The 17669-nt window shown below is 54.4% G+C and carries 9 protein-coding genes; 4 read left to right on the top strand and 5 right to left on the bottom strand.

All coding sequences use genetic code 11. The features are described from left to right. Positions 1-313 precede the first annotated feature (313 nt). Together gdhA and rnk are read left to right on the top strand one after the other, a co-directional pair. Positions 314-1666: an NADP-specific glutamate dehydrogenase gene (gene gdhA, locus IR195_RS13470; RefSeq protein ID WP_206047808.1), complete on the top strand. Its 1353-nt coding sequence runs from the start codon at positions 314-316 to the stop codon at positions 1664-1666. Between the two features lie 128 nt (positions 1667-1794). After that, positions 1795-2208: a nucleoside diphosphate kinase regulator gene (rnk, locus tag IR195_RS13465; RefSeq protein WP_125749740.1), complete on the top strand. Its 414-nt coding sequence runs from the start codon at positions 1795-1797 to the stop codon at positions 2206-2208. A 202-nt stretch (positions 2209-2410) separates the two neighbouring features. On the opposite strand, the gene IR195_RS13460 is transcribed toward rnk, so the two are convergent. Beyond that, positions 2411-3088 carry an IclR family transcriptional regulator gene (locus IR195_RS13460; protein ID WP_125749738.1) on the bottom strand — a complete coding sequence of 226 codons (678 nt, stop codon included), beginning with the start codon at positions 3086-3088 and terminating at the stop codon, positions 2411-2413. A gap of 204 nt (positions 3089-3292) precedes the next feature. On the opposite strand from IR195_RS13460, the gene IR195_RS13455 reads away from it, so the two are divergent. Further along, complete coding sequence (locus IR195_RS13455) at positions 3293-5668, top strand: cytochrome P450/oxidoreductase (protein ID WP_206047807.1); 2376 nt, start codon at positions 3293-3295, stop codon at positions 5666-5668. 87 nt (positions 5669-5755) lie between these two features. Then, entirely contained in the window at positions 5756-6817 is a 1062-nt protein-coding gene (locus tag IR195_RS13450; protein WP_206047806.1) for a TRAP transporter substrate-binding protein, read from the top strand. A gap of 41 nt (positions 6818-6858) precedes the next feature. Here IR195_RS13450 and rfaH read toward each other — a convergent pair whose 3' ends face one another. The 4 genes from rfaH to IR195_RS13430 are packed head-to-tail and all read right to left on the bottom strand — an operon-like array spanning position 6859 to position 17668. Continuing rightward, positions 6859-7380: a transcription/translation regulatory transformer protein RfaH gene (rfaH, locus tag IR195_RS13445; RefSeq protein WP_146943140.1), complete on the bottom strand. Its 522-nt coding sequence runs from the start codon at positions 7378-7380 to the stop codon at positions 6859-6861. A gap of 3 nt (positions 7381-7383) precedes the next feature. Further along, entirely contained in the window at positions 7384-8718 is a 1335-nt protein-coding gene (locus IR195_RS13440) for an aminotransferase class I/II-fold pyridoxal phosphate-dependent enzyme (protein ID WP_146943142.1), read from the bottom strand. Continuing rightward, positions 8715-16031: a type I polyketide synthase gene (locus IR195_RS13435; RefSeq protein ID WP_206047805.1), complete on the bottom strand. Its 7317-nt coding sequence runs from the start codon at positions 16029-16031 to the stop codon at positions 8715-8717. Before IR195_RS13435 ends, IR195_RS13440 begins: the two co-directional genes overlap by 4 nt. Beyond that, entirely contained in the window at positions 16028-17668 is a 1641-nt protein-coding gene (locus tag IR195_RS13430) for an LTA synthase family protein (RefSeq protein WP_241006723.1), read from the bottom strand. Before IR195_RS13430 ends, IR195_RS13435 begins: the two co-directional genes overlap by 4 nt. Position 17669: the final 1 nt, after the last annotated feature.

The following is a 17669-nucleotide window of genomic DNA, read 5'->3' as shown; positions in this document are numbered from 1 at the left end:
AGCACGTAATACTAAAAAAGCACTGCGAGTATTAAGAAGTTAAAAAGTGGGGGGCAACATCAACTGTGTTTAAACACTTTTTGAACTGGCACCCAAGCGTGCGTAGCTATTTAAATACGTTTATTTTTCGTTTATTAGTGTTCGTTAATTGCACCAAAACGGGGCGATAAGGCTACCACTTTAGTCTATTTTTAATGTGTTTCTTGCCTATACCGAACCGGCATAGGGTATGCAGGTTTGCGTGCTCGCAGTTAAATACGTCATCGCTCTGGCCAGCAAATCGACGTTTTTAACTATAAAAGGGTATCTATATATGCCTTATGTTCACGATACGCTGACACGTTTAGCGAAAAGTAGCCCTGCACAAACTGAGTTTTATCAAGCCACTGAGGAAGTGCTTGAGTGTCTTCGCCCACTGTTCGAACGTGCGCCGCATTACCATCAGCACAGTATTATTGAGCGCATTGTTGAGCCGGAGCGTCAGGTCATGTTCCGGGTGAGTTGGGTGGATGATGCTGGTCGTGTACAAGTCAACAAAGGCTATCGCGTGCAATTTAATTCGGCGCTTGGCCCTTATAAAGGCGGTTTGCGTTTTCACCCCAGCGTGACGTCGGGCACCATTAAGTTTTTAGGATTTGAGCAAATTTTTAAAAACGCGTTAACGGGATTGCCGATTGGCGGTGGTAAAGGCGGCGCTGACTTTGACCCAAAAGGGAAGTCTGACAACGAAATCATGCGTTTCTGTCAGGCGTTTATGTCGGAGCTGTATCGTCATATTGGGCCGCATACCGATGTGCCCGCTGGAGACATGGGCGTTGGTGGACGAGAAATAGGCTATCTATTTGGTCAATATAAGCGCTTAACGGGACGTTACGAGGGCGTGCTGACGGGGAAAGGTCTAAACTGGGGTGGTTCCCTCGGTCGTAAAGAGGCCACTGGCTACGGTGCGGTTTATTTTGCCGAAAACATGCTAGCAGCCAAAGGCGACGCCTTGCGGGGTAAAACCTGCTTGGTATCTGGTGCGGGTAATGTGGCGATTTATACGATCGAGAAGCTCTATGAGCTGGGTGCCAAGCCCGTTACCTGTAGTGATTCCAAAGGGACTATTCACGACCCTAGCGGTATCGATTTAGGTTTGCTAAAACAGTTAAAAGAAGTCCAGCGTGACTCGTTGGAAAGCTACCTGCATGAGCACCCGGAAGCTCACTATATTGCGGCTCGGGATTACCCGCAGGATGGTCACGCGGTTTGGCGTATTGAAGGCGAGGCAGCATTCCCTTGTGCGACGCAAAACGAGCTGACCGAAGCTGATGCCAAAACACTGTTGGCGAATGGCGTTACCTGTGTGAGCGAGGGGGCCAATATGCCTTCCACTAAAGAGGCGGTAGATGTCTTTTTGGAAGCTAAGATTGCCTATGGCCCCGGCAAGGCGGCAAATGCAGGTGGCGTGGCGACGAGTCAGTTGGAGATGGCCCAAAACAGCAGTATGGAGCAGTGGCCGTTAGACAAAGTTGATCAGAAGCTTAAACAAATTATGGCGGATATTCATCGTCAGTGTGCAGATACGGCAAGTGAGTTTGGTGAACCTGACAATCTTGTATTGGGCGCTAACATTGCCGGCTTCCGCAAAGTGGCCGATGCGATGATTGAACAGGGCGTTATCTAATCGCTTTTATTAGCTAAACCACATACACTGTCGTAATACAGTCCTTTCCCTCTGGGGAAGGGCTGTTTTCGTTGGTGCGTTTTATGCTCACTGACATCACTATTGATTGCTTTCCGAGGAGAGTAGAAATGGGGCAGCGTCCTCCTATTATCATTAATCGTCTTGATGCTGAACGACTTCAGCGCTTGATTGATAATGCAGCTGAAAAAGACATGATGGTGGCGGAGTTACTGGAAGAGGAGTTGACACGCGGAGAGATACTTGACCCTCAGGACATTCCTGAAGATGTGGTTAGTATGAATAGCCAGATACGTTTTACTGACCTGACCCGCGAACGGCAGATGATTCGAACGCTGGTATATCCTCATGCGCTTGAAAGTGTTGAGGATGGAATTTCGGTGATGGCGCCAATAGGCGCAGCGTTAATTGGCTTGCGCGTGGGAGATGTCATTGAGTGGCCGCTACCCAACAACACCGAAGTGCGCCTACGTATCGATGCGATTTTCTGGCAGCCCGAGCGGGAGAAGCAGTTTCATCGCTAAGTAGGTAGTGACAAGTAGGTAGTGACAAGTAGGTAGTGACAAGTAAGTAGTGGCAAGTAAGTAGTGATGACTCTCCGTTCTGGAGAGGAGTGCTGCATTACCGCTTTCAAGTACGAACCGATGCCTAATGGCGAACGGGTCGCAAAGCGTGCCAGTTCGCCGTGTCCTTATCACGTCTGTCCTTATACTACTGGTCTTATCACTACTGGCCTATCAGCTCAGCTAGCTGTATCGCGGAAATCTTTACCTCGCGAATTGCTCGCTCACTATCCAGGTCATCCATCGCGACGACCCCAACACACGCTTCCATGCCACTACGAGACCGGGTAGTCGGAATGTGGCTGGCTACGCCAACCGCACCGCGTTGCAGTTGCCCCCGCGTGAGGCTATAGCCATCAGCGCGGGCTTGCTTAACCTCAGGGCTGTCCTCTTCCTGGGGTGCTCGTCCTGCCAGAATTGCGATACCCGCCGCACCTAGTGTTAATGGATGGCGGCTGCCAACACGGTAGCCCACACGCAGCATTCCCTCTTCAGGCTCAGCGACCAGCGTCACCATGCACTCTTCCCCTTGGGCTAGCGAAATAAACGCGGTCGCGCGTGTTGCTTTGGCCAGGGTTTTTAACAGTGGCAGGGCGACCGTATGGAGCTGGGGTTCAAAACGAGAAGCTAGCAAGGTAATGCCTGCGCCCAACCTAAGGGTGCCTCCCTGTGTGCGGGTAAGCAGGGCATGTGACTCGAGCGTAGCGACGATGCGATAGGCGATAGTCCTGTGTACTTCAAGCTCCTCAGCAAGCTTAGCAATGCTGATACCTTCATTATGCTCGGAAACTATTTTTAAGGCGAGCAGGCCGCGATCAAGCGTTTGAAGCGTGGACGACATCAGTAAAGAACCTCGAACAGACGTTTGCGTATGGACAATGAAGGATCGACAAGTATGGCGCAGTACCTTGGGGCTGCAAACATGTATTGACGGTGCGTGATTCTTCATCTATTTTTTTGTCTCTATAATAGATTATAGTTGTGCGTTAATAGATACAAAAAAATAAAACAAGCATCTTGTTGAGCGTTCCCCCTTGGAGACATCATGACCACACCTGTACGCCAGCCCGATGGAATGGCAGAGGGCTGTCCTTTTCATCAGCCCGCTCAAGCAACTAGTCATGGAACTAGCCAAACAACGCTGACATCACCGACGGGGTGCCCCGTTTCGCGTGATGCTGCTGCCTTTGATCCTTTCGGCGCGTCTTACCAGCTTGACCCCGCCGAGGCGCTACGCTGGTCTCGCGAGCAGGAGCCGGTATTCTTCAGCCCCAAGCTTGGTTACTGGGTTGTCAGCCGCTATGAAGAGGTAAAAGCTGTTTTTCGTGACAATCTGACCTTTTCTCCCGCTATCGCGTTGGAAAAATTGACGCCAGCGCCACCCGAAGCGGTAAAAATTCTCGAAAGCTATGGCTTTGCAATGCGCCGCACCATGGTCAATGAGGATGAGCCAGACCACATGGAGCGCCGCCGCCTGCTGATGGAGGCGTTCCTGCCTGAAAACCTCGAGAAGCATGAGGCATGGGTTCGTGAGTTAGTGCGTAGCTATATGGATCATTTCATCGATAAAGGCCGCGCGGATCTGGTAGAGGAGATGTTTCGGGAAATTCCCATGACCGTGGCGCTGCGCTTTCTGGGGGTGCCCAGCGAAGATGCCAAAGAGCTTCGCAAATTCTCGGTCGCCCACACGCTTAACACTTGGGGGCGCCCCTCGCCAGAACAGCAGCTGAAGATTGCTGAAGACGTAGGGCAATTCTGGAAAACGGCGCAGACTATTCTTGATCGCATGCGCGAAGATCCAACCGGTGAGGGGTGGATGTATGATTCGATTCGTATGCACAACCAGCACCCCGAGGTTGTGCCTGAGAGTTACCTGCGCTCAATGATGATGGCTATTTTGGTAGCTGCTCATGAGACGACTGCTTTCGCCACCACAAACGCTTTCCGCATCCTGCTATCGAACCGTGCTTCTTGGAATGATATCTGTGAGAACCCGACGCTAATTCCTAGTGCCATTGAGGAGTGTCTCCGTGCCGCTGGCTCGGTGGTGGCTTGGCGGCGTATCGCTACTGAGGATGCTGACGTAGGGGGTGTGACGATCCCTAAAGGCGGCAAACTATTGTTGGTACAAGCGTCGGCAAACCGTGATCCACGACATTTTGAAAACCCTGACGAGTTTGATATCTACCGCCATAACTCAGCAGAGCATTTCACCTTCGGTTATGGTGCGCATCAATGTATGGGTAAAAATATTGCCCGCATGGAAATGCGGATTATTCTAGATGAGTTTGTCCGCCGTTTACCCCATATACATCTTATTGAGGATCAAGCGTTCGAGTACCTGCCCAATACCTCTTTCCGGGGACCAACCTCGCTTTGGGTGGAGTGGGATCCTGAGCAGAACCCTGAGCGTCGTAACCGTGCGGTGCTTGAGAACCCGACACATTTCCATATTGGTGCGCCTATTAAAGAGGATATTGTGCGGCGGGTTTTAGTCGCTGAGGTAGAGCGTGAAGCCGAGGAAGTCGTTCGGATTGATCTTGTCGACCCCTATGGCCGTGAGCTGCCGGACTGGTCGCCTGGCTCACATATCGAACTGGTCTCAGGCGAATGGCGGCGCTATTACTCGCTGTGTGGCAAGCGCAATGACCGGCATCGTTTGTCTATTGCTATTCTACGTGAGCCGACGGGGCGTGGTGGTTCATTGTATTTTCACAGCACGCTCAAGCCCGGTGACATACTGCATATTGCTGGCCCGAAGAACCATTTTCACCTGGACCTGACTGCTGAGCGCTATACCCTCATCGCTGGCGGTATTGGTATTACGCCGATTCTTACCATGGCGGATCAACTTAAGGCATTAGGCAAACCTTACACTCTTCACTATTGCGGCGCCGGGCGGCAAACCATGGCCTTTTTGGAGCGCGTCGAGCGTGATCACAGCGCAGCGCTAACCGTTCATGCAAGAGATGAGGGCTGTCGGCTTGATATCTCAACCGCACTGAGTAGTGTAGCCAAGGGTGATCAGGTCTACTGTTGCGGCCCTGAACGAATGTTAGAGGCGCTCGAGGTATTGGCGCAGAGCTGGCCTGAAGGCGTCTTACATGTTGAACATTTTTCGGCTCGCTCAAACATCCTTGATCCTGAACAAGAGCATGCCTTCGAGGTAGTACTTAGCGACTCTAACGTGACGCTTCAGGTCGGGAGTGATCAGACCTTGCTTGAAGCACTGACGGCGTTTGGCGTTGATGTGCCCAGTGACTGCTGTGAAGGTTTGTGCGGTACTTGTGAAGTCGCTGTTGTCGAGGGGGATATTGACCACCGTGACTTGGTACTCAGCCGTGCTGAGCGGGCTGCCAGTGATCGGATGATGGCCTGCTGTTCGAGAGCTAAAGGGGAGCGTCTTGTTCTTGCTCTCTGACCGCTAGCAATTTACAAACAGCAACTAACAATATTAAAACGCATCACGTTGCACGCTAATCCTGTAATCAAAGAGAGGAAATTAATAATGAAAAAAATCGCCACACTGACAATCTTTTCTGCCTTGATGTCATTAGGCGCTTTACAGCATGCCATCGCCGCGACTGAACTGCAGATTAGTACTTGGGCAGGCCCTAATCACGGCGTGAACACTATTGTTTGGCCAACATGGGGAAGTTGGGTAGAGGAAGCAACCGAAGGGCGCGTCACTGTTAACGTTGTTCATGATATGGGCCCACCAGGCTCGCAAATGGAATTAATCGCAGATGGCGTGGCCGACGTTACCTGGCTTTTTCATGGATTAATGCCGGGTCGTTTCGAGCTGACCAAACTGCCCGAACTGCCCACGTTTGAAGACTTCTCGTCCGAGTCTGCGTCGGTGGCTTATTGGCGTACCCATAACGAGTTCCTAGCCGAGGCTAATGAGCACCGTGGGGTTGAGGTGATTGGGGTTGGGGTACATGGGCCGGGTGCGCTTTATCTTGGCGAAGAGATTGATAGTCTTGATGATCTAGACGGTAAGCGTGTTCGTATTGGTGGCGGCATTATGGCAGACATCTCGAATGCACTTGAGCTTACCGGCGTAGCATTACCTCCCGCCAGCACTTATGAGGCTGCTACACAGGGCGTTATTGATGGCGCGATGCTAACACTTGAAGGGCTCAAAAGTTTTCGTCTAGCGGAAGTGCTGCCCTACACCGTTCAGATGCCGGGTGGTTTTTATCGGGGCAGTTTCTCGCTGGTTATCAACCCTGATACATGGGCCTCGCTTTCTGAAGAGGACCGCACAGCCATTGAAAGCGTGTCGGGAGAACGACTGTCTCGTTTGTTTGGCTACATGATGGATGTGGTGGATGAGCGTGGCGTCGAGTTTGCGCAACAGCAGGGCAACACGTTTGTGGAACTGCCCGCCGAAGAGCTTGAGCGTTTCCAACAAATCGCCGCAGATCTGCCAAGTCAGTGGGAGGCCGCGGCTAATGAGCGTGGTGTTAACGGTGAAGCCGCACGCAGCTTCTTCCTGGAGCAGCTCGACGTGGTAGATAGTGAAGAGGGGTTGAGTGCTGAGGAAGTGGTTGACCAGAGCATGTGATGTGTCCCTGCCCGAGGCGCTGTTGTGCTTCGGGCAGCGGGTTATTTTTTCTGTAGATTATCGACAGAGATCTCAACATCCTGAGGGCGTTGTAGCACGTTAAGCAGCACGATAGCGCGCTCTTCGCCTTTGCAACGTTTGAAAACGGCTTCTAAATCTTTGAAGGGGCCGTCGGTGATCGTCACTTTTTCCCCAGCGCAGAAGTAGCTGTGGCTGCCTTCTTGATGATGCGGCTGTGCGCGAAGGGTATCTACCAGGGCATCCGGCACGGCGATGGGCGTGTTGCCAAAGGTGAGTAGTCGCAGCACGCCGCGGGTAGAGCGAATTGGCCGCCAGTTGCTGACGGTCTGATCCAGCCGAATAAACAGGTAATAGGGGAAAAGCGGCTCGGATACCAGCGTGAGTTTGCCTTGGCGCTTACGTTTAGCATTAAGCACAGGATGGAACACCTCATAGCCTTGGTTGGTGAGGTGCTCTGCGGCGCGAAATGATTCGCCGCCTTTGCATTGAATCACATACCAGCAGGGAGTAGCCCGCTCGGCTTGGGTTCCCAATTCCTCCATAAATCACCCTTTGGCGTTTGCAAGCAGTAGCGCGAGTGCATCCAGCGTTTGGTCAACGTGATCCTTGGTGTGCTCACAGGAAAGAAAAAAGCGTAGCCGAGCACTTTTTTCAGGGACCGCAGGATACAGAATAGGCTGCACGTTAATGTGCTGTGCAAACAGCGCATGGGAGAGGTGTGCCGCGAGCGGCGAGCTGCCCACAATAACGGGTACAACGGCAGAGCCAATGCTATGGCCGGTATCCATTCCCCGCGCTTGCGCCTGCTCCAGGAAGTAGCGCGAAATTGCCTGTAGCTGGGTAACGCGTTCGGTTTCCTGGGGCATTAATTCCAGTACTTTAAGCGAAGGTGCAGCCACTTGAGCGGGCATGCCGACACTGTAAAGAAAACCGGGTGCAAAGTAGCGCAGTGTTTCGACCAGCGCTTTATTGCCGGCAATATAGCCCCCGCAGCCTGATAGCGTTTTGCTCATAGTGCCCATCCATATATCAACATCGGCTGGGTCAATCGCAAAGTGTTCTCGTAAGCCTAGCCCGGTGTCGCCCATGACGCCAAACGAATGCGCTTCATCGACCATCAGCCACGCCTGATGGCGCTGCTTTAGCTCAATAAAGCGGGGCAGATCGGGGATATCGCCATCCATGCTGTAAAGCCCTTCAATGACGACAAGAACGCGTTCAAATTGATGGCGATGGCGGCTTAACAGGGCGTCTAGCGCAGCGGGATCGTTATGGCTGAAAGACATACGCTTGGCGCCGGAAAGCTGCGCGCCGACCAACGAGCTGTTGTGGATGTACTCATCATGCAGCACAAGATCTTTCGGGCCTAATAGATAGCCAAGGGTCGACACATTGGTTGCGTGACCACTGACAAAAACAACCGCGTCTTCAACCCCATAGATATCGGCGATCGCTTGCTCTAGTTGACCGTGAATAGGTCGTTCACCGGAGACTACGCGACTGGCGGAAACGGAGGTGCCGTAGTGAGCCGCTGCGTCGGATGCCGCTTGAACAACCCGCGGGTCACCGGAGTAACCCAGGTAGTTATAGCTGGCGAAATTAATGCACTCATGGCCATCAATCACGCTGGTGGCACCGGCGAGGCCGTCATGGACTTTAAAAAACGGGTCAATCAGCCCGAGCTGTTTTGCGCCCTGGCGCATCATGACTAGCTGTTGATAGCCCGGGTGGGCATCAAATCGTGTAAAGCGCTCGGGAACAGTCCGAGTGGCTTCGGCGCCTGATATAGCAGGCGCCTGGGTGCTCGCGGCACGGGGCGTTGGGCGCTTGCGTGCCTGTTCCAGCAGCTGTCGTTTCAGTTCAGAGCGCTTTACGGTCATGGTGTCTCGGTGGTAGATGTTGAAGCCGGCTCATTATTGAGTCCGTCCGCCCCGTGGCGAGCGGCCAGAGAGGCTAACGCATCTTGTGGCGTTTCTTCAACATCATTGTCATGCTGATGTAACTTTTGAATCAGCACACCGGCCAGTTTGTGCAGCGTAGACGCTTCACTCAACACCATCACCGGTACTTGTACGTTCAGGCGATTCTCGATGGCGGTCATCAATTCAACGCCCATAAGCGAGTCAAAGCCCATATCGTATACTGAACGATGAATGTCGATTTTCTCTTCATCAATCAGCAGGATACTAGCTAGCTCTGCGCGCAATAGATCGGTAATGGTGCTATGCAGCTCTTCTGGTGAAAGATCGGCCAGTAGCGCGCTGATATCGTCATCGTGGTCAACGCTGCCGTCATCATCGCTGGTGCGGGCAATTTCGTTAAACCGTGGTACTTGGGCGGTGGGCAGGAAGCGCGCTAGTGCGCCCCATTCCAGCTCAAGTACACCAAGGCTTGGCCCGGGCGTCAGCAACATTTGTTCAAGCACTTTAAGGGCGTCATCAGAGCGCAGCGCAGAACCGCCTAAGCGCTCTTGCAACGCATCGCGGGTGCGCGTGTTGCGTGCCAAGAAACCGACATCTTCAATAGCCCCCCAGCGTACGCAGGTAGCGGGTAGTCCAGCGGCGCGACGGCGGGCAGCAAAGGCTTCTAGCCAGTGGTTGGCAGCAACGTAATTGGCTTGTCCTGGGTTGCCAAATAGCGTCGTCGCCGAGGAGTAGAGCACAAAGAAGTCGAGTGAGATGTCCTGGGTAAGGGCGTCCAGATGACGGGCACCGTCAATTTTAGGAGCCAGCACCTTGTGAATACGCTCGGCATCTAAATTGCGAATCAAGCCGTCGTCGATCACTGTTGCGGCATGCACGATGCCACGCAACGGGCTAAGCTCGCGTTTCGCGCGCTCCATAACACTGGCTAGCGCGTCGTGATCGGTAATATCACAGGCTGCAGCCAGCACCGTCACGCCTTGGGCTTCGAAGGCCGCGATAGCGGCTTGGGCTTCTTCGCTAGCGGGGCCGCTACGGCTTAACAGGATAAGCTGGCGTGCGCCTTTACTGACTAACCATTGAGCCGTTTTTAGGCCAAAGCCACCCAAACCACCGGTTACTAGATAGCTGGCGTCGGCTGTGAGCGTCATCGTGCCAGTGCCTAATAGTTCGTTACGCGGTGGCGCAATAGGCTGTTCGTAGGTGACCACTACTTTGCCGATCTGACGTGCTTGCTGCATGTAACGGAAGGCATCAATCACTTGGTTGTGACTGAACGCCGTGAACGGCAGCGGGCTGAGTGTACCGTCGTTAAATAGTGCCATCATTTCACCGAACAGGCGCTGGGTGAGGGCAGGCTGCACTTTCATCAACTGGTCAGAGTCGATGCCGAAGTAGCTTAAGTTGTTACGGAACGGGCGCAGGCCAATATGAGTGTTTTCATAGAAGTCCCGTTTACCTAATTCCAGGAAGCGACCAAACGGGCGTAGTGCGCGGAGGTTTTGGTTAATCGCTTCGCCTGCCAATGAGTTCAGTACGACATCCACGCCTTCGCCTTGCGTATCCTCTAGGATCTCTTCGGCAAACGTCAGCGAGCGGGAGTCGTAGATACGCTCTTCACCCATAAGGCGCAGGAAGTCGCGCTTCTCTTCAGAGCCAACGGTGGCGTAGATATCGGCACCCAGCCACTGGGCAATTTGCAGCGCGGCGATACCCACACCGCCAGCGGCACCGTGAATCAGCACTTTCTCACCGGGCTCCAAGCGCGCCAGATGTTTTAGCGCGTAGTACACGGTGAAGAACGTGGTCGGGATTGTCGCGGCAGCAGCATAGCTGACGCCTTCCGGAAGGGGCGCTACAGCATTCTGGCTGGCAATGAGACGGTCGCTGAAGCTAGCGGGTCCAAAGCCCACGACCGCCTGGCCAGGAACGACGTGCTGAACATTGGCACCAACAGCAAGCACCTCGCCCGAGAACTCAAGCCCCAGGGTCGGTCCAGCGAAGCCATTTTCAATCGCTTCATCAGACAGTAAGCCCAGGGTGTACATGACATCGCGGAAGTTGAGTCCCGTCGCTTTAACGCGAATTTCTACCTCGTCCGCGCCAAGTTCAGGCAGTGGGCGTGGCCGCCACTGTAGCTGACGCAATTGCCCGGGTAGGGCAAACCCCAGCGTCATTGCCTGATGAGGCGCAGCGCTTGCCTGCTTGACCGGGTGAGGTGCGGGCAGGGTGCGCAGACGGGTAGCAAACCGCTCGCCTTCAAGCGTTATTACCAGCTCGTTTTCGCTATCTGGCGTAGCTAGTGACGCTACAAAGGCATTTAACGCCGCATTGCTGGGCGCGTCGGGTAGATCGATCAGTGTGACGCTATGGCCAACCGCTTCATTGGCGAGCGAACGACCAAAGCCCCATAGCGCGGCGTCATCGCCTGTACTGGCAGCCTGGGTTGCTAGCCAAAGCGTGACACGGCTGCCTTGGCCTTCAAGCCCACTGGCTTCTAATGCCAGTGACCACTGCTGTGCTGTGTAGCAGCGCTGAGTTTGAGCGGCAGTTGTAGAGCCCTTAAGCCCACGCAGGTCAATCACATTGAGTGCCGCAGGTACGTCTTGGCGTTCACCTAGTGCTGAAGTCAACAGCGCTTGTGGGGATTCGTCGCTGACGGCTAGCCATGTATTGGCGGTGTCTAACCGCTCTGCGAGTTGGGCAGCAAGTGCTTCGTGCTCAGTGTCAGAGACAATTAAATGGTAGGCCGCTGCTGCCGTTTGCGTCTGCGAGTCATTGGAGACTGTGTACTGGCCATGCAGTAGGTAAGCGCCATTCTCTTCCAGCTCAATCGGTGGCGAAATGCTAAGGCCTTGTTGCGCTAACCACTCGACCAGATTGTCTTGTTCCAGGGCGGTTTGGTCGATGCCAGGTGTGGCCAGTAAGTCGTCAAGCCAACGGCTCGGCTGAATTCCAATCACCATTACCTGAGCGCCTGGCGCAAGTTGGCTTGGCAGCGCTTCAATCAACTGGCGGGTACGTTCAGGTTGGGTCACGTCCACGCTGATAAACGCCAGCTGGGCTTTCTCTGCATTGCTAAGCGTCGGCAGAGCCTCTTCCAGCGGCTGGATATCCATCAGCGGGAAACGCTCTTGAAGCTGTTCCGCCTGATGGCGAGCCGTGTCGCTGGTAGTGATGGCACGGTAGTGGTACGCATCGTTAGCGATAGCCGTGTTCGCTAGCTGTTCAAGCAGTCGCTGGCCAAGGGCTGGGGTGCAGGGGCCAGCTTCTAACAACTGCAGCCGCTGACCGGTAGGCAGTGTAGCTAGCGTAGCTTCCATTAAGGCACCCAGCTCGGCGGCTAATACTTGCCAGCCGCTTTCGCCAATCAGGACGCGATTAATGCCTGCGAGGTGCTCAGCGGTAATGCCTAGGCTTTCCAGAGTGTCGTTGCCGCTGGTCAATTGCTCTCGGTGTAGCCCTAAGCGACCGACCATATGAATCGGGGCAAAATAATCGGGATAATCCTGCACCAGTAACTGCCAAATGGTTTCCGGTGCGAGCTGATCTTCGCCAGCGTTAACATTAACACCCGCAAAGGCTTCGCTAAGGCTATCAAGTAGCGGTGACACTTCTTGGGCATAGCGTTGACCGGTGCTGGCGGTAAACGCCTCGCTTAGCCCGGCCAGTCGGGCGAGCGCATGGCCTGGCAGCGAAAGTGCCGCCGTGTTCAGCGGAGCTGGCGTTAATTCAACATCCAGGTAGCTAAAATGCTGGTGATGGGCGCGGTTTAAGCGAATCGCCTTGAAGCGGGTTTCGCTAAGCACGGCCACAGCGTTACCGGCTGCGTCATATAGTTCGAAGTCGGCGGTGAAGGAGTGAGGCGCGCGCTTACCCATGACAGCTCGTGCCAGTACTGGGGCACCGGCTTCAGCATTCACCTGAATGCGCCCAACACGAACCGGCACGAAGGCTAGCTGGGCGGCAAACTCGTTGTGTTGAGCCAGCAGCGGAATAAACATCTGGAAAGCACTGTCCAGAATGCCTGGATGCAGGTGTAGCGTATCGAGCTGCGATTGGACGCTATCGGATAGGGTGATTTCCCCCATGACGCTGTCGCCTTCAATCCAGCCATGGCTAATGGCTTGGAACGCAGGCCCGTAATGCAGTCCGATACGTTCGGCCATCTGCAGGTGCTCGGCCAGGGTATAGTCGGGCGCGCGGTTTGGCAGGCTTGGCGCTTTTCGATTGAGCAAGAAGCCTCGGCTTTCGCGCATGCGGCGGGCAACGGCATTTAGCTGCCATTCGCTACCGGTGGCTGGCTCGCGGGAGTGGATGGCTAAGCGGCCGTCATCTGGGTCCAGCGTTAAGCGCATAGTGCGCCCGTTGTGGCCATCCAGCAGTAAGGGTGCGCGAATTTCCAGCTCTTCAATATCTAAAAGCGGTGTGTCTTTCTGCTGTAGAGCGGCTGCTAGCGTTAGCTCTACAAACCCTGCGCCCGGGAAGACAGCGCCTTCGCCGACGACATGATCGGCCAGCCATGGCTGGCGCTTGGTATCCAGCTGGCTCTCCCAGGTGTGATCCTGCTGCGCCAATGGGTAGCCAAGCAGCGGGTGCTGGTAATAGCGGGAAAGCAACCCTTGGCCATCGTTGGTGCCTTGCACCCAAAGGTGAGTGCGTTGCCAGGCGTAGTGTGGCAGCAGGACGCGCTGGCCTTCGACGGGGAAGAAGTGGTGACTATCGAAGCTTAACCCGCTTAACAGCACTTGGCCGAGGCAGCGGGTTAAACCATCTGCCCCTGACTTATGCCGTTCAATGGTGCCTAGCACTAAGCCGCTGCGCTCTTGCTGGCGTAGAGAGTCGTTTAGATAGCGGCGCAGGATGGGGTGTGCACCGACTTCCACAAAGACATTGTAACCCTGCTCAATCAGTACCGTCGCGGCGTTGTCAAAGAGGACGGGTTCACGAATATTGAGCCACCAGTAATGGGCATCCAACTGTGTGCCTTCACTGATGGTGCCGGTCACGGTGGATACATAAGGAATCTGGGTGGCGCGTGGACGAATGTCAGCCAAGGCTTCCACGACGCCCGCTTTGATGCTGTCCATGGCGGGGCTGTGGAAGGCGTAATCCAGAGGCAGGCGCTTTGCAAAGGTGCTCTGCTCGCTAAGGGCGGCCTCGATGGCGCTTAGCTGGTCACGGTCACCCGCTAACGTAATGCCTTTGGGGCTGTTAATGCCAGCCAAGCTAATGTTGCTAAATTCGGCTTTTTCAAGCCAGGGGGCGATCTCTTCCGCGCTGATGGCGACAGCCGTCATTTCCCCAAGACCACGGGTTTTGCCCTGGTAGAAGCTGCGGTAATAAATAACTTTAACGGCGTCTTCTAATGTTAACGCGCCGGATGCCCACGCAGCAGCAACTTCGCCCACGCTGTGGCCGAAGACGGCGGTGGGCACGATACCCTTGGCTTTAAGCCATTCGGTTAACGCGACCTGCAGTGCGAACAGGGCGGGTTGAGCGATTTCGGTGCGCTCAAAGCGGCCTTCTTCGCTGGACGCTTCCTGATTACGGCCCGCAAGCTCGTCACGCAGCGAAAAATCCCCATACTTCTGGAACAGCGCATCTACACGGTCAATGGCGTCGCTAAACGCGGGCTCGCTGTCTAGCAGGTCATGCCCCATGGTTTCCCACTGGCAGCCGTTACCATCGTAAACAAACACCGGGCCACGGGCGTTAGCTAAGCGCTCCAGTGTCACAACGCTGCTAGCTTCACCTTCCGCAAATTGGCTGAGCGCATTGGCAGCGGCTTCCGCTGTTTGGGCGAAACACAGTGCGCCAAAGGTGTGTTGTTCGCGGTGGCTGTTCAGCGTGTGGGCGATATCATAAAAAGCATGGTCGCTTTCGCGTAGGAAATTAGCTAGCCCACGGGCATTCGCCGCCAATGCTTCCTGGCTACGTGCGCTAATGCGAACGGGTAGCGCAACATCGGGCACTTGGCGGGGGGTAGGTGCTTTTTCGGGGGCACTTTCCAGTATCACGTGAGCGTTAGCGCCACCAAAACCAAAAGAGTTAACGCCAATGACCAAGCGGCCCTGCTTTTTGAGCGCTTGGGCTTTGGTGACAACGCTAATATTCCACTCATCAAATTTGATGCGTGGATTAAGGTTGCGTATACCAATGGTGGCGGGCACTTCACGGTGCTGCAGGCTATATAGCGCTTTAGCAAGCCCGGCAACGCCTGACGCCGTTTCTAAATGCCCCAGGTTGCTTTTTACTGAGCCAATCAGCAGCGGTGTTTTACGATGTTTGCCGAGCGCTTCACCGATAGCTCGGGTTTCAATGGGGTCGCCAACGGCGGTACCGGTGCCGTGGGCTTCAAGGTAGTCGATCTCATCCGGCGAGATGCCAGCCTGTTCGTAGGCACGACGCATTAAGTCAATTTGAGCGCTGGGGTTGGGCACCGTCAGGCCAGATTTGTGGCCGTCAGTGTTCACCGCTGAGCCTGCTACCACGGCCAGGATATTGTCGCCATCGGCCACGGCTTGATCATAATCTTTTAGCAAAAACAGCCCGGCACCCTCAGAGCGCACGTAACCATTACCGGCTTCATCGAAGACTTGGCAGCGGCCGGTGGGCGAGAGCATGCTGGCTTTAGAGAAAATAATAAAACCATAGGGGTGCAGGTGCAGGCTGATGCCACCTGCTAGCGCCATATTGGTTTCGCCGCTGCGAATCGATTGGCATGCCTGGTGGAAGGCCACCATGGAAGAGGAGCAGGCGGTATCCAGCGACATGCTGGGGCCATGTAGATCAAAGACGTAAGAAAGCCGGTTAGAGGCGATACTTGAGGTATTACCTGTCGCGGTCGAGGCATCAATCGCCGCCATGTCATCGGCAAGGCGATAGGAATAATCAAGGCTTGCGATGCCAAGGAAAACGCCGCACTGGCTACCGCGCAGGGTGCTGGGCACGATGCCCGCGCTTTCCATGGCTTCCCAGCTAAGCTCTAACAGCATGCGCTGTTGCGGGTCCATATTTGCCGCTTCACGGGGCGAAATACCGAAAAACTCTGCGTCGAATCCGCTTATGTCGCCTAGGCTACCCGCGGCAAAGGTGACGCTGGTGCCGGGGTGGCGTTTGTCCGGGTGCTGGAAAGCATCGAGGCTCCAACGGTCGGCGGCCACTTGGGTGACGAGGTCTTTTTCGGCTTGCAGGTCCTGCCAGAACGTTTCAGGTGTGGTGCCGGGGAAACGATGGGCGGCGCCGATAATGGCAACGCGTTTAGTCATTCTTGCTCCTGAGGTTCTGGTTCTGCCTTGATCACATCGCTACTTATATCGCGTCCAAACGCTCGTTTAAATAGGTAGACGCCAAGTTCGTTTGCTTCCAGCGTGCACGACGTGCGCTCAATGGGCGTCTTATCATGCAAATTTCGATCTACTTCCGTTGACCATATCATGTACGGAGTGCTGCTAGCAGGAGGCGAAAAGTGCCTATATGCGGCAGGCAGTATGGGTACGTGGTCACCGTACCAGCCCAGCAGCCCTGGTCTTATAGCAGAGTTTAGCGCTGCTTTAACGCTTCCGAGCATTTTATCTGATTCACCTAAATGGTGCAGGTAAACGGCCAAATCACGTAAATGATGCGGTAGTGGCCACGGCGCTGCTGGTAATGTTGACGCCGCTGTGGCCTTTTCCGGTGCTTCTAAGTGTAAAGGGCCGTGATTCTCCATAGTAATCACAAACACAAAGAGTGGCCTATTATCGTTATCTTCAAGCAGTCGTCCAACTCTTCGTGCAACGGCTTGGTCGCCAATGTACTGACCATGCTTATCCTGGCTTTCGAATTCGCCAATGTCGATAAACGTCTCAAACCCTAGTTTGGGAATAACGCTGTCCCGCATATAGAAGGTAGCGGGATAAGGATGCACACAAACAGTTCGATAGCCTTGGGCTTTAAATGCGCTGGCAATGCTGGGCAGTGTGTGGCGCGACAGCGTACGGTAAGGGTTAAATTGGCGTGGCCCCCAGGTATCAGGTGCTATGCCAGTTAAAACAGCACATTCGGTGCGCACAGTGTTTGCGCCCCATGCGGGCACATTCAGTGCTCCCTGCACAACAGCTTCCTTGCAGGTAGCATCATAATTCGGCAGTAAGTCAGCGGCAATCTCGCTACACCATGGGCGAGGATCAAAAAACGACTCGCTTTGTACCAGTACAACGTTTGGCTTGGCCGCATCGGCGTCTAGCTCAAGGCTGTGCTGATCAAGTGACTGATGTTGAGCAAGTGGCTGAAAGGGCGATGCATCGGCTGTGGGCGGTTGTGAGTGCATCAGGGCGATGCCGTATGCCCACAGGCTGGAAAATAGCCCCAGTCGATCTAGGTCAGTGGTCGGGTTAAGCGTAATAGACGGTAGCTTGCGCCACCCCAGCCAAACGAGCAGCGTACCGGTTGCTATCAGCATTAGGCTATTCACTAGAAACGCCGTGCCACCCCATTGGCCGATTAGCGATGGTTCAAAAACCAAAAAGCTCCCAATGGCAACCGCACCGGCGCTGCTAGCGGCAATGGCGAGACCAATGCCGAAAAAAGGCACATACAGGCGCGGGTGCAAAATAGCATCCCAAAAGTATTCAAAATCGTGGCAGATAAAAGGTTCGTTCAGCGTGCGTGATTTAGTATTGCTGGACTGCACGACCACGAGCTGCAGCGATAAGATGAAAACAACAGCAAACCAAGGGCGTTGCAGAAACAGCATAAAGGCGCCAAACAGCAGTAACCAGCTACCAAAGTGCAGCGTATTTGCCGCTAAGCCACGTTTCCAAAACGGTTGTGGGCGAGGGCTCAGCAGTGCCTCGAATAGCATACTACCTAACAAGCCTACTAACAGTGGGCTAAGAAACGTGGATGATAGAAAGAACGCCACG

This window comes from Vreelandella venusta (genome assembly GCF_015689495.1).
Lineage (GTDB): Bacteria > Pseudomonadota > Gammaproteobacteria > Pseudomonadales > Halomonadaceae > Vreelandella > Vreelandella venusta.
The sequence above is the reverse complement of the archived record's forward strand: the minus strand, read 5'-3'. Positions and strand labels throughout refer to the sequence as shown.